Genomic DNA, 14,240 nt, shown 5'->3' with positions numbered 1-14,240 from the left:
ACCGAGATCATTTGATGAAGCATCGTCCGCTCCTCCCGCCACGCTTTCCCATCGATGAATTCCGCTCGCGCCTCGGAGCTTTACGAACCATCATGGTCGAGCGGCGCGTTGAAGTACTTGTCGTGGATCAGCACGAGCATATGATTTTTTTCAGTGGTTACGCATCCACAGCGGCCATGTACCAAGCGCTACTGATCCCCCTTGATGGAGAGCCGGTCCAAGTGGTCCGCGCGCTCGACGGTCCGGTTTTCGGCCAAGCAAGCTGGCTCACCGATTGCGTAACATTTGCCGATAACGAAGATCCTATCAAGGTCGTCGCTGATACCCTTAAAGTCCGCGGTTTTGGAGCCTCGGTTATTGGGGTTGAGCGCGATAGCCATTTTCTCACTGTAAACCGGGCATTAGAGCTCGAAAGCCTGCTGCCGACTGCCAGGATCGTTGATTTCTCCCGTATCATGTGGGAAATGCGGCTGGTCAAGTCGCCGCTCGAGCTTGCCTATCTTGAGAAAGCAGCCGAGATCTGCGACCGAGCGGCGGCGGCAGCCTTCCACGCAGCTCGGGCAGGTATCAACGAGCGCGAAATCTTCATAGCCATGACCAGCGAAGCATGGCGCAATGGCGCGGATAACGCGCAGCTCGCCGCAATCTCGTCCGGACCTTCGACATCCTTTCATGCCTCGCTCGGCGAACGTGTGTTGGAGGAGGGTGATAGTGTGTTTGTGGAACCGGTCCCGCACTTTCGCGGCTACACCGCCAGGATGATGCGCTCGAAAGCCATCGGGGTGCCAACCGATGAACAATTCCGGACTGCAGAAACGATCGTCCGAATTCAAGACGATCAGTTCCACGCCATGAAGCCTGGCGCAAAGGCAAAGGATGTGGACTGCATCGTGCGCCAGGGAATGTTGGCTGCTGGTTTGCGCGACAGCTACACGAACGTAACCGGCTATACGCTTGGCCTCAAACGTCCGCCTCGCACCAGTGATTTCACTCGCGTCTTTCTGGCCGACAGCAACTGGCAGCTGCAGGAAAACCAAGTCTTCCACATGTATACCTCGGCGCGGGGCCTACCGTTCAGCGAAACCGTCGTCGTCACACCGGAGGGCGGGAAGCGCCTGACGAAAATGGAGCGTAAACTTTTCTACTGAGCTCATCTGACTAGGGTCAATCCACGACCGTAGTGGCCGAGCTGCGATCTTTTCAGCCGGCGTTGCCCCCCCCCGGCTGTATTGAGCTCCAATCATTAGCAAGTGGGTGTTGTTCTGAAGGGAGATGCAACGTGAAAACCTTAGGGGTTCTGAGCCTGTTGAACGTTGGCGAGTACCATGGTCAACATCCTGACTTCGGCCAAGGGGTTGGCGATGCGCGCCGTTATGCGTCCCCACCAATATGGAAGACAATCACAGGAGGATGGGCCCGCGATGTTGTCTTGGGTAACTCTGCTTTAGAAGACGAATATGTAAGCGCCGCCCGAGAACTTGTTCAAGAAGGAGCCGACGCAATTACGTGTGACTGCGGTTTTACGGTGCGATACCAGCGGGCGATTGCAGCAGCCGTATCAGTCCCCGTGTCGACTTCAAGCCTGCTGTTGCTTCCAACACTGCTATCCAATGTGCCTGCGAACAAAAAAATCGCAATACTCACTGCGGATTCACGATATCTAGATGCTGGCATTTTCGCGACGCTTGGCATCCATGAGTCATCGCGCTTCGTCGTCGAAGGGCTGGAGGGTACAGCAACCTACGCCTACATGTGGGCTGAGCAAGGCAAGATACACGTCGACGACGTCCTAGCCGACACTGATGACATCATTGCCCGGGTCCAAAAGCATGAAGATGTTGTAGCTATTCTATGCGAGTGCACAATTTTTCCGCGAGTCTCGCCGAGAATACGAAGGGTCACCGGATTACCAGTCTATGACGCGGCTAACAACGCGGCGCTACTTATGGCTGCCCTAAGTTAATGGTAACGCCCGACTCTGGTTTAAACTAAATGGGACAGCGCTGGATTGGAAAGTCAAAGGCTGAATGGAACTGGGGCAGTTACTTCGAGGCAGAACCTCGTTTCACAGGAGACGGCCGCTTGGCTCTTTGTTACCCTGCGTGCTGCGTAGGCCAAACTTCCCGAGCATGAGATTCCTGTACTCACGTCTAAGCGAGCAGAATACACGAGAAATTCGGGTCCAAGGCGACCCACTCTCGCGGCCGAAATTTCGCCCCAGGCGGGGACCGGGACGGAGAGACAAACTTGGGCAACTACACTGGCCCTCCAGCTTGGCCCAATGAAAGCTTATGAAAGAAAGGATGAATATGCTTGAATTCGAGGGACGCCAATACCTTGATGGTCGCGCGTGGATCCACGCGAACTCGGCTGGATGCGTGGCGCGCCTCCCCCCGCCGACAAGCGCACCACATTTGAAGGTGACAGTATCCTCGTCTTCCCACAGATCCGCTGGGCGCTCTCAGACATGCGCAGTGGCGCGGGTCCGGCGCCCACTGCGCATTTTGAGCGTCATGACAGGACCAGTGAGATCGACGCGTTGAAGATCACAGACAGAAAAGGACACATCTCCGCTTCGATCAAGCTCTCCTCGACACCTACACGGATGGCATAGTGGTATTGCATCGCGGACAAATTGTTTACGATTGTTACTTCGGCGCGCTCGAGCCGCACCTGCCGCACGCGATGATTAGAAAGCGATCCCACACTATCTTCCCAAATTGCGTGGCACAGCCTGGGAAGACGCCACCGTGCGCCAAGTGATGGATATGCAAACTGGGCTAGCCTACCTCCAGATGTCCGAGTTTTCCTCGGCGTAGACTCTGTATATCACCGGGCCTGCGGCAGGCGGCCGCGGTTAGCCGATTACTACTTGGGAACGGTACAGAAGGCGCACACGGCACCTACGCGTATAAGAGTGTGAATACCGACGTGATCAACTTGGGTGTGGCCCGCGTGAGTGGCCACACGTTCGCGCAGCTGTTGCAGGAAAGCTTGTGGGAGCCGCTCGGCTGCGAGGAGGACGCCTACGTTCACGTCGATCCTGCCAGAATGCAAATGGCCGGCGGCTTGTGCGTGACCCTTCGATGCTTGCCGGCAACGTTCATCTTCAGCTTCGATGCCGTGTGGTCCCCTCCTTGCGAATGCAGGATCATCTCGATGACACCACCTTGGATGCGGACGACGATCTCGCTCAAGGCTGCGCGAACGATCCTCTTGCGCGTCGCAGATGTCGCTGCCGGGTGCGACCAGGCGAGGTCCAGATCGGCGCCGAGCCGCGTCAACTGATCCCGCTCCTTCTCTCCCAGCGGAGATGGTCTTCTCGTCTCGAGCGCGGCAATCTCGCTTTCGATCTCGTGAACGGCTTCAAGCGCGTTGTTCCAGCGGCGCTCCAACTCGCCAGCGACCAGACGATTGGCAGGGTCGACAGCATCGTATTGCTGCCGCGCATGGGTGGCCTCGTAACGTGCTCGCTGCAGTGACAGTTCGAGCTGCCTTTGTGCGGCTGACGTCTCGCTCGCTTGAGCCTCGAGCGCCTTGGTTGTGGCGTCGATACCGATCGGCTTCAAGGCGCCAAGAACCGCGGCGCCAATAGCCTGATCGGCGCGCAAGCCGCCACACGAGATGCACCGCTTGGTGCCATGATTGACGAGCGCGCCCTCGCAGGGATAGCGACGCCCCGCCTTGCCGCCATAGGCGACACACATCTTGCGGCCGCAATGACCGCAACGCAGAAGCCCTGCGAGAAGCAACACTCGCGCCATACCGCTCCTCTGGCGGTGGCGCTGCCTTTGCCGGTCTGGGCAGTTGCTCTTCCATCTCGTCTCCAAGCTCTACGAGCGCACCAGCGTCATCACCACCACCAATCTCGCCTTCGGCGAATGGCCGAGCGTCTTCGGTGATGCCAAGATGACCACCGCGCTGCTCGATCGCCTTACGCATCATTGCGAGATCGTCGAGACCGGAAACGACTCCTGGCGCTTCAAGAGCCGCTCTCAAAACTAAAGCCGAAAAGCCAATCAGCCGCGCCCGATCAGGCTGTGCAACCCCGACCAGCTCCGCCTGATCGGGCGCTCATCGGCGTGCCCTTCACCGCCCCAAAACCGGGGTCCCGATTTCACGGTCATTGACATCTACGATCCCAAGATCAATCGCAGCTACGGCATGGGCGGTGCGTGTCTTCAGGCTCGCTCGAGAAAGCGGACACAGCGCTGAGAACCACCGGGAGCATGCGTGGCGCGCGGGCATAGGCGATCCGCTCAGGAATCTCGGCATGACCCAACGTCCCGCCGTAAAAGAACCGCAGCGCGCACACCGTCTGGTTCAGCGCTGGCCACGAGATTCCGGTGGAGACCAGATGTACCTGGAAGGCGCGGACGTCCTCCAGGTCAAGCCGGTCCGGGGATCGGCCCACAGTAGCGGGAGAGCTTCGCTACCGCGTGCACGTAGGATCGTTGCGTGGCCGGTGAAAGATTGCGAATCGTGATGTCCTCGATCATGCGCCGGCCACAGTCACGCGGGCTCGGGCAACATCGAAGGGCTGGACTTGAGCCCGAGCTTGCCGCGTCGGAGTGGTTGGTTTGATCGGGCTGGGCTCTTTTCCCATTCCGCCCACCCCTCGTAGCCATCTCATCTCTTGATCGGCTCCACATCGGCTCCCGGCCAAAAAACCGCTTCGAGAAACATTCAGAAAATTTTGCAAATATTTACACTGAGTTTTCCAGGGAATGCTACCATGAGCCATGTAAATAGACGTGATCCTCCACGAGCTACTGACTCACGCACAGATGATAGAAGGTGAACCAATGGAAAGAAGAGCGCTCATCCTGGTGGAAGGCGCAAGTAATATGCTGCGGTACGTTTCAGCGGCCCGGCGCCTCGGCCTCAATCCGATCCCTCTGGTTGCTGACCCGGATCGTTATAAGTACCTTGCGGCGGAAGGGATAGAGGCGATCCGTGTCGATACAAATGACGTCGATGCGCTCGTGCGCGAATGTACTCGGCTGCTTGCAAGCTATCACATTGCTGGCATTACGTCAGCCCTGGAGTTGACCTATGCGGCGGCTGGCAAGCTCTGTCAGTATTTCGATCTACCGGGTCCTAACCCCACTTCGGTTGAACTGTGCTGTGACAAGTTCACTCAACGTCAGCTCCTCAGGAACGCCGGCGTTCCAATACCATCTTATCAACTGGCGACGAATGTGACGGAGGTAGAAAGCTCTGCGGCTCAGATCGGCTTGCCAGTGGTCGTTAAGCCAGCTGCCGGAATAGGGAGCGTGGGTGTTCGATTGTGCCGCACTTTCAATGAGGTAACGCAACATGCGGGTTATCTATTGGGGGGCGAGCACATTGAGCGGTCTTCGCCAAGGATACTGGTAGAAGAATTCGCGCGAGGTCCCCATTACAGTATTGAAATAATGGGAAATGAGGTTATTGGAATCGCTGCCGCCGACTTCGGTCGCCCGCCGCATTTCGTCTGTCGTGAGTACATATATCCTGCCCTACTGGCGGATGACCAGTATAGGCGTATGAACGATGTTTCGCTTAGCTGTTTGCGAGCTCTTGGCCTCGGTTGGGGACCCTCGAACATTGATCTGCGGTGGACGGAGCTTGGCCCAGTTGTCATTGAAGTCAATCCGCGTCTTGGTGGCACGCCCACGCCTCAATTGGTCCAGTTGGCTTACGGAGTCGATCTCGTCACCGAGCATATCAAGCTCGCCATCGGGGAGGAATCGAATTGGGGCAGAAGGCGGTCGCAGATTGCAGCCGCGCGGATTCTACTTCCTGATCGCGACGGCGCCCTCGATTGGATCGAGGGCAGTAGGGCGGCCACCGTGCCAGGTGTAGCCGAAGTTAAATTCTATATTGAACCTAAGACGCCGATTATCAGAAAAGGGGATAGTGGAGACAGGATCGGCCATGTCATGGCCGCTTCGCCCACACGTACTCTGACCAAGTTGATTCTTCAGCGTGCTGTCGACTTGATCGATTGGTCCATCGAGCCGTTTCCGAACCCTGGCGAATAGGAAGCATTCCCTTCGGCTCCCCGAATACCAGCGTGCGAAGCAGTAGGATTTCTTACTAGTCTCTTTGAACATCGCTCCGAAGTGGGGCCAAGGTCTTTGCCATGCCGCCGCAAACAGACAACGAATATATTAGCAGGAGTGATGTAGAACGGAAACACAGTTCTCCGATTTTTGCTATTCGGGTCACTATAAACTGATTCTCGATCACTGTTCCTTCCATACCTGATTCTCACTGCTCAGCCTCGTCGATTGCGACGGCCGCTTAGTCCGGCTCCGTTAGCCTCAGTTATATGGTCATAAAGGATCATTTGATGAAGCATCGTCCGCTCCTCCCGCCACGCTTTCCCATCGATGAATTCCGCTCGCGCCTCGGAGCTTTACGAACCATCATGGTCGAGCGGCGCGTTGAAGTACTTGTCGTGGATCAGCACGAGCATATGATTTTTTTCAGTGGTTACGCATCCACAGCGGCCATGTACCAAGCGCTACTGATCCCCCTTGATGGAGAGCCGGTCCAAGTGGTCCGCGCGCTCGACGGTCCGGTTTTCGGCCAAGCAAGCTGGCTCACCGATTGCGTAACATTTGCCGATAACGAAGATCCTATCAAGGTCGTCGCTGATACCCTTAAAGTCCGCGGTTTTGGAGCCTCGGTTATTGGGGTTGAGCGCGATAGCCATTTTCTCACTGTAAACCGGGCATTAGAGCTCGAAAGCCTGCTGCCGACTGCCAGGATCGTTGATTTCTCCCGTATCATGTGGGAAATGCGGCTGGTCAAGTCGCCGCTCGAGCTTGCCTATCTTGAGAAAGCAGCCGAGATCTGCGACCGAGCGGCGGCGGCAGCCTTCCACGCAGCTCGGGCAGGTATCAACGAGCGCGAAATCTTCATAGCCATGACCAGCGAAGCATGGCGCAATGGCGCGGATAACGCGCAGCTCGCCGCAATCTCGTCCGGACCTTCGACATCCTTTCATGCCTCGCTCGGCGAACGTGTGTTGGAGGAGGGTGATAGTGTGTTTGTGGAACCGGTCCCGCACTTTCGCGGCTACACCGCCAGGATGATGCGCTCGAAAGCCATCGGGGTGCCAACCGATGAACAATTCCGGACTGCAGAAACGATCGTCCGAATTCAAGACGATCAGTTCCACGCCATGAAGCCTGGCGCAAAGGCAAAGGATGTGGACTGCATCGTGCGCCAGGGAATGTTGGCTGCTGGTTTGCGCGACAGCTACACGAACGTAACCGGCTATACGCTTGGCCTCAAACGTCCGCCTCGCACCAGTGATTTCACTCGCGTCTTTCTGGCCGACAGCAACTGGCAGCTGCAGGAAAACCAAGTCTTCCACATGTATACCTCGGCGCGGGGCCTACCGTTCAGCGAAACCGTCGTCGTCACACCGGAGGGCGGGAAGCGCCTGACGAAAATGGAGCGTAAACTTTTCTACTGAGCTCATCTGACTAGGGTCAATCCACGACCGTAGTGGCCGAGCTGCGATCTTTTCAGCCGGCGTTGCCCCCCCCCGGCTGTATTGAGCTCCAATCATTAGCAAGTGGGTGTTGTTCTGAAGGGAGATGCAACGTGAAAACCTTAGGGGTTCTGAGCCTGTTGAACGTTGGCGAGTACCATGGTCAACATCCTGACTTCGGCCAAGGGGTTGGCGATGCGCGCCGTTATGCGTCCCCACCAATATGGAAGACAATCACAGGAGGATGGGCCCGCGATGTTGTCTTGGGTAACTCTGCTTTAGAAGACGAATATGTAAGCGCCGCCCGAGAACTTGTTCAAGAAGGAGCCGACGCAATTACGTGTGACTGCGGTTTTACGGTGCGATACCAGCGGGCGATTGCAGCAGCCGTATCAGTCCCCGTGTCGACTTCAAGCCTGCTGTTGCTTCCAACACTGCTATCCAATGTGCCTGCGAACAAAAAAATCGCAATACTCACTGCGGATTCACGATATCTAGATGCTGGCATTTTCGCGACGCTTGGCATCCATGAGTCATCGCGCTTCGTCGTCGAAGGGCTGGAGGGTACAGCAACCTACGCCTACATGTGGGCTGAGCAAGGCAAGATACACGTCGACGACGTCCTAGCCGACACTGATGACATCATTGCCCGGGTCCAAAAGCATGAAGATGTTGTAGCTATTCTATGCGAGTGCACAATTTTTCCGCGAGTCTCGCCGAGAATACGAAGGGTCACCGGATTACCAGTCTATGACGCGGCTAACAACGCGGCGCTACTTATGGCTGCCCTGGCTGAACGATGATCGGCTACCATGGGGCAAGAGATGTCGTAAAGAGCCAACTATAATTGGGGAGCTGCGTCAAACTGCTCCTAGCGGGTTTTTACGTCTACGGGCGGACTCCAGCGGCTCCGCGATGATCCGCGCCTTGTCATCCACCGACCAATGACGCGGACCGCCAACACCATTGGTCACCTCGGAACGCCGAAGCTGCCGCTCCGGGTAAGCGGCCGAACGCACATGTTTCCGAGGTCGCCCGTCGGCATGGCCTTAGGCCGCAGCATGTCTGGTGCCGCGAAGCGCGCAGCCTGCTTGGGTGCAGCAAGATTCTCCTACCTTTGTGCCGGCGGTGGCGGCGGCGGGACAGAACAGCGCTACATTCATGCCGCTGTTCTTCCGCTTCGCTGGTCGTGATCGGGAACAAATCCCGTTTCCGCCCCGCCGCGCGCCCAAGATGGCCTCCGGGCTTGGCATCGCCAGCTGTACAAAGGTCGTTGCGACTTCGTGCCGCCTCCACCTCGCAACAACAGTACCGGACGCGATGCTTTCCTCAGGATCCGTACTTCTCCTCTTGCGCCAGTGCCGTTCGGCACCCAAACGTCCAATCTTCATCGACCTCATGACCGATCACCAAGCGGCTGGAGCGAGACCGCTTCCTGTGGACTGTCGCCTCCGATTGTGTAATGACTTGGCGGCGCGAGTGAAAATCGCCGACGGTCATGATTCGCTCGGCTTGTAAACACCGCTGCCGATTCGCTGCCATCCGCCCCTGCCTCCGACCACGCGATGATCCTGGCGGAACATGCTGCGCGATTGCGGCCCGGCGGGGCGCTCGAAGGGACGCCTGGTCGCCCACCTCACGCTACGGATAGAAAATCTGGCCTGCGAACTCTATGGCCCAGTTCGGAACGCAGGCGCGGCCAGCGGATCAAGTTGCTGCTGGAGTACTTGAAGACGCGGCCAGCGAAGACGAATTGGCTGCCGAGAAGCGGCGGCGCGGGCCAGAAGGTCGATATTTGAGCGCAAGCGGCCGTGGCGCAAGTCCCGGCCATTGGACTTAGAGCACGTCATGTTGCACTTGGGTCCTGCGGGCTTGAAGTAGTTTGCGCATTCGCCTGGTGTGAACTGCTGGATCGAACCGACGGTGTCCCACACTGCTTTAATGATGGACACCCCCTCGACGGCATCGATGTGCCAAGGTGGTCGGTGTTAACCGCCACAACAAAGGAGGTGTCCGAAATGGAAGTTAGCACGATTGGACTGGATTTGCGAAGAGTGTGTTTCAGGCCCACGGGGCGGATGCCTCTGGTGTCGTTGTTTTCCGGAAACAGTTGCGCCGGAATGAGGTGCTTGAGTTCTTTGCCAAACAGTCGTCCTGCTTGGTCGCCATGGAAGCCTGTGCTGGCGCGCACTATTGGGGGTGCGAGATCGGCAAGCTCGGCCACACGGTTCGCCTGATCCCGCCGGCCTATGTGAAGCCTTTCGTGCGAGCGAACGCTGCGGCGCCTGCTCATTCTCCGGGGTTCGCCAAGCTGTTCAGCACGGCGTGCCGGAAGGATCGTGGCTCGGGCGCATGCTCGCCTGCAAGCCGCGCGCATACTTGTGATCGTCGCTCTTGAAACAAACTTGCCCGCATTGTCTGGGCACTGATGGCGAAAGGCGGGGTCTACAAGGCTCCAGTTGCGGCGGGATAAGCCGACCGCAACCGGAGGCGTCGAAGGCGTAGGAGGGTCGAAAGGAAGGTATGGCGCACAGTCGATGAGAGACGGGATTGGGAAGACCAGACTTGAACGGAGTGCCACGAGCACGCTTTTATGATTTGGACCCGATCCGCGAACTCCCATACGGACCCGCGACATATCGAAGGTCGCATCAGAGGCCGGACAGATGTCAGCACCCGGCTATGTGCAGCTTACCGAACTGAAAGATTCTTCTTGCGCTTAAGGGGGTGTCCACAGATGGTTCTCGGCTTTGGCGCGCACTAGAACCTTGAGCTTTGAGAAGGCACTTCCGATCGGATTGAAGTCGGACTATTGGGCAGTGCATGAGCCCCGCGCCGGCTGCCTAGTGGGCGAGATTATGAAACAAGGCGACTTCGGTGCTCGACAGGCAAGGAACACGTTGCACTTTCATGGCGCGGTCACAACGAACGGGCTGTGCCGTCAGCCGTAGCGCGCCCGTCGAGGCGGTGGTCTGCCAATGGCGGTGCGGCTCGCCAGCCCGGCAGGGGCGGCTCACCGCAATGGCGCACCTGCTCGCAGACGGGCAATCTAATCGATAATCTGCTCTCGTCAATGCAAGGAGCTTCGTCGAATCGAGATCGAGTTGGCGGCCGAAGCAGGGCGGCGGCGCTTCAGCATTCGGGCGGTCCTGCTCCAGCGGGTGTGCGACTTTTTTGAACGTCCACCCGTGGCCGCACAGGTATGCGCTCAAGGCCGCGGCTGATCCGCACCGATCGCTCGCCCTAAGCCGCTCCACCTCTCGAGAAACGTGATTTCCTTGCCTTCATCGATCGGTCCCTGCGATGAAGCCTTCATGCCAATCGAGGCTGGACACTCGGCGGCGGGCTTGCGGCCGGGGCGCCAGCTAGCAGCACCCGCACGAGCTTCACGTTCGGCTGCGCCCGGCGTTTGATGGTCTTGGTGAAGCCGATTAGCAAGGTGCGCGCTGCTGTGGGCATTCGGTCGTGTCCTGCAACCGCCTTCGCCGCCCGTCCGCAGATTGCCGGAGCTGGCTTGGCCGGCCAAGCTGCCATCAACAGCAACCGCCGCCGCGGAGGGCCAGACGCTTGTCGGGAAGGGGCTGCCGCAGGTAGCTCTTCCTCCTGCACGGACCTCCTTTGCTACACATGCGTGTCCCGCAGATTTAGACTGTGACACCCACCTTGTAATCGGTTAGGAAATCTTGAAGAGCCAGGACAGGCTCCACCCCTCTAAGGTCGCCAGTCGTATCAAGCAAGGCACGGGAGCCGTCAACGGACAGTAATGGTGCCACTGTCGCATTGCGGTCATCGAGCAGCGCGGTGAACCGCTCGCGCAGCATCGTGTTGTAGGTCGGGTCCTGAATAGCCGGATAGCCGCTCTTGACTCGCTGCACCACCGACTGCGGCAGCAAGTCCGCGGTAGCGGCCCGCAGCAGGCTCTTTTCGCGCTTGTCGAAAGTCTTGTAGGCCCATGGGGTCCCAAACACATACTCAACGAGACGGTGGTCGCAGTAGGGGACTCGGACTTCGAGACCCAGAGCCATGCTCAACCGATCCTTGCGATCAAGCAGCGTCGGCAGGTAACGCGTGAGAGCGAGGTAGCAGACCTCGCGCATACGATGCTCATTCCGATCGGTCGAAGCCGGCCCGGTCAGGGCGGGCACCTCCGCAAGTGCCCTGCGGTACTGCTCGTCGACATAGCCGGGGAGGTCGAGTTTCTCGATCAGGGCGGTATCTAGAGACTGCAGTGCGATCTCGTCGCCGAGTTTGTACCAGGGAAACGTGTCGCGCTGAAATTGTGCGTGATCGTGGAAAAACGTGTAGCCGCCGAAAAGCTCATCGGCCCCCTCCCCGGACAAGGCCACCGTCGAGTGTTGCCTGATCGCCCGGAACAGGAGATAGAGCGAGCTATCAAGGTCGCCCAAAGTCAACGGCAGGTCGCGTGCGTGAAGGGTGGCGGCCCGCACTTTCGGGTCCATGAGCTCCTCTGCCGATAACATAATGTCCGTATGATCGGTACCAACGAACTTCACTACCTCCTGCACGTAAGGACCATCGGGTGTGGGGCGTCCGGGGCCGGGGATGAAGTTGTCGGTCTGGCCAACAAAGTCGAGGGCGAACGAACGGATCCGTTCTTCGCTGAAGCACGAGGCCAGTGCAGTCATGGCCGAGGAATCAAGCCCGCCTGACAACAGCGTGCACAGCGGCACGTCGGCGACGAGTTGCCTCTGGATCGTGTCATCAAGCAATTCGCGGACGCGCCGAACGGTGGTAGGCACATTGTCGGTGTGCCCATTGTCGGTGAGCTGCCAGTATTTCATCTGCTGGATCCCGCCGCGGCTCACGCGGGCAATGTGGCCAGGTTGTACCTCACGCATGCCTCGGAACACGGTGTGGTACGGGTCGGCGATAGAGCTGGAGCATAGGGCGCGACGAAGCCCCTCGAGGTCTATTGCACGCTCGGCGAGACTATTGGCAAGGATCGCCTTTGGCTCAGAGCCGAACAGAACTCCGTGCTTTGTCTGGTAATAGTAAAGCGGCTTAATGCCGAGGCGGTCGCGTACGAGAAGCAGCTCGCGCTTGGCGGTGTCCCAGAGAGCATAGGCGAACATCCCGTTGAGTTCGCTTACGGCCGTGCGAGGGTCGCGGTGACCCCACTCACGGTGAGCGTGCAGCACCACCTCCGTGTCACTGCTCGTGTCAAACCGATGGCCTAGGCCGGCGAGGCGTTGACGCAGCTCGGTGTAATTGTAAGTCTCACCGGTGTAGACAAGCACCAAGGCGGGTCGGCCGTCTTCCTGGAGCGTCATGGGCTGGCAACCCCCCTGGAGGTCGATGATCGCAAGGCGGCGATGTCCCAGCGCCGCGGCCCCGTCGATCCAAGTCCCATCGTCGTCCGGACCCCGTTTTGCCATGGTCGCTGTCATATCGGCAAGCTGCTTTCGCCCGTCTCGACATCCCAGGTCCCGATCGAAATCAATCCATCCACAGATGCCGCACATATCTGGCTCCTTCATTTGGGGGCACATGGGAAACCCGCACCTTCGAACACGCATGATCGTTGATTTCGACTGATCGTGGGCGTTTATTCCCGGATGCCGCCTCCTAGCACCCTGGCATGCATTGCGCACCGACCAGTTCTAGTAGTGCTGTGAAGGGTAACTGGAGCAAGCCCCGTTTCCGGGCATGGCTGCATTGGATCCGCCGCTATCACAAGGCAGGGGAAGCAACTGAGGTATGCTACGAGAATGGCGAGCCGCTACGAGATCGAGAAATTTCGAGGCCGGTCGTCTCACCTACACCACCTAGTCTAGTGGCGAACAAGAGGAGACGAAGAACCATGACCTTCCGATCAATCTGTAATGCTGAGCGCGGTCGATCGAGTGGAGTCTCTTTCCCAGCGGATATTCATCAGGACGCGCAGCGACGTTGCACATTCAGACGTCGCTATACACAGCCTCAAACCAATGGCCTGATCAGCTGTGATCGTTTTCGAAATAGCCTTGTCGAATCCGGCATACCAATTAAGGTGCGACTGCATCTAGATCTGCGGTAGAGTGTCACAGCCTTGGCGCGCTGCTTCGTCCGGCACCTGAAGACCCATTAATGCGCGTCTCCCTCACAGTATCTGGCGTCCTTTCGCGCCAAATAAGCCGTCTGGACGACGGTCGCCAGTTCCGTCACGACGATCGGCGAATAGTATCCCCGACGGCCGACATCCAGATCGTAGGTACCCGCGCGATCACGATAGCTCTTGGCTAAATAATCGAAATCCGTGTCGGCTGCACAGAAGTTTTCTTTCGTGCGGCTTGGTCCAGCGTGGATGGTGGTAGCGGGGCCATGACCGTTCTCCATTCGGTGGCAGATCTGATGCGGCACAGTCGTCAGGCGCGCGGCAGGCAGTTTCGTCTGCCGTATCGCGCGTCATGGCTGTTCGTCCGTGCCAAGGCTCCTAACACCATCTAGCGCATCGCTCAGCTCCGACCGAGTCCGACAACATCTTTATGGAGCAGCGCGAGTAAAATAAACTTAAAATCGTTGGAGGACTGCTCATTTGCGGAGATATTCACGCAGGCAACAACATCACTATAGAGCCAGATTGCCAGCTGACGTCACACATCTATGCCTAACTTAGACCTATTAAGCGCTCTTCGAGTGCCCCCGGTACGCCGAAAGTCCGGAAATTGTGAATACCGAATCAGGCATAAAAGCAGAGGTCTCCGTATTGTATCGAGACAGAGTGTGTAAGTAGATGTCGGAAAGGGGATAT

7 protein-coding genes and 4 pseudogenes are annotated in these 14,240 nt (G+C 58.0%); 8 read left to right on the top strand and 3 right to left on the bottom strand.

Features of this window, described 5'->3' with window-relative positions; translation table 11 throughout:
- Together EN851_RS16805 and EN851_RS16800 are read left to right on the top strand one after the other, a co-directional pair.
- Window positions 1-1,148, top strand: a 1,148-nt coding sequence (locus EN851_RS16805) for a Xaa-Pro peptidase family protein (protein ID WP_210234925.1), incomplete at its 5' end; no start/stop codon positions are given.
- Between the two features lie 131 nt (window positions 1,149-1,279).
- Window positions 1,280-1,963 (top strand): hypothetical protein, encoded by a 684-nt coding sequence (locus EN851_RS16800; RefSeq protein ID WP_135929588.1) that lies wholly within the window; start codon window positions 1,280-1,282, stop codon window positions 1,961-1,963.
- Window positions 1,964-3,032: 1,069 nt separating this feature from the next.
- Here EN851_RS16800 and EN851_RS37180 read toward each other — a convergent pair.
- Window positions 3,033-3,755, bottom strand: coding sequence for a zinc ribbon domain-containing protein (locus EN851_RS37180; RefSeq protein ID WP_245520751.1), 723 nt, complete (start codon window positions 3,753-3,755; stop codon window positions 3,033-3,035).
- Between the two features lie 46 nt (window positions 3,756-3,801).
- On the opposite strand from EN851_RS37180, the pseudogene EN851_RS16785 reads away from it, so the two are divergent.
- A pseudogene (locus EN851_RS16785) lies at window positions 3,802-4,005 on the top strand (ATP-binding protein); the annotation flags it as partial.
- A gap of 202 nt (window positions 4,006-4,207) precedes the next feature.
- Here the strand turns inward: EN851_RS16785 and EN851_RS37175 are convergent.
- Window positions 4,208-4,499 (bottom strand): annotated as a pseudogene (locus EN851_RS37175) (phage integrase N-terminal SAM-like domain-containing protein); the annotation flags it as partial.
- A 306-nt stretch (window positions 4,500-4,805) separates the two neighbouring features.
- Here EN851_RS37175 and EN851_RS16775 point away from each other — a divergent pair.
- From EN851_RS16775 to EN851_RS37165, 5 genes and pseudogenes are all read left to right on the top strand, one after another.
- A complete protein-coding gene (locus EN851_RS16775) occupies window positions 4,806-6,026 on the top strand; it encodes an acetyl-CoA carboxylase biotin carboxylase subunit family protein (RefSeq protein WP_135929586.1) in 1,221 nt (406 codons plus the stop codon).
- A gap of 311 nt (window positions 6,027-6,337) precedes the next feature.
- Window positions 6,338-7,471, top strand: a complete 1,134-nt coding sequence (locus tag EN851_RS16770; protein ID WP_135929589.1) for a Xaa-Pro peptidase family protein — start codon at window positions 6,338-6,340, stop codon at window positions 7,469-7,471.
- A gap of 131 nt (window positions 7,472-7,602) precedes the next feature.
- Window positions 7,603-8,292, top strand: coding sequence for a hypothetical protein (locus EN851_RS16765; RefSeq protein WP_135929584.1), 690 nt, complete (start codon window positions 7,603-7,605; stop codon window positions 8,290-8,292).
- Window positions 8,293-9,507: 1,215 nt separating this feature from the next.
- Window positions 9,508-9,758: pseudogene (locus tag EN851_RS37170) on the top strand (IS110 family transposase); the annotation flags it as partial.
- Window positions 9,759-9,823: 65 nt separating this feature from the next.
- Window positions 9,824-9,962 (top strand): annotated as a pseudogene (locus EN851_RS37165) (IS110 family transposase); the annotation flags it as partial.
- A 1,171-nt stretch (window positions 9,963-11,133) separates the two neighbouring features.
- Here EN851_RS37165 and asnB read toward each other — a convergent pair.
- The gene (asnB, locus tag EN851_RS16755; RefSeq protein WP_135929583.1) at window positions 11,134-12,972 is read right to left on the bottom strand and encodes an asparagine synthase (glutamine-hydrolyzing); all 1,839 of its coding nucleotides are present in this window, start codon (window positions 12,970-12,972) and stop codon (window positions 11,134-11,136) included.
- Window positions 12,973-14,240: the final 1,268 nt, after the last annotated feature.

This window comes from Mesorhizobium sp. M8A.F.Ca.ET.208.01.1.1, from assembly GCF_004791315.1.
Classification (GTDB): domain Bacteria; phylum Pseudomonadota; class Alphaproteobacteria; order Rhizobiales; family Rhizobiaceae; genus Mesorhizobium.
Note: the sequence above shows the minus strand (reverse complement) of the source record. Positions and strands in the feature narration are given on the sequence as shown.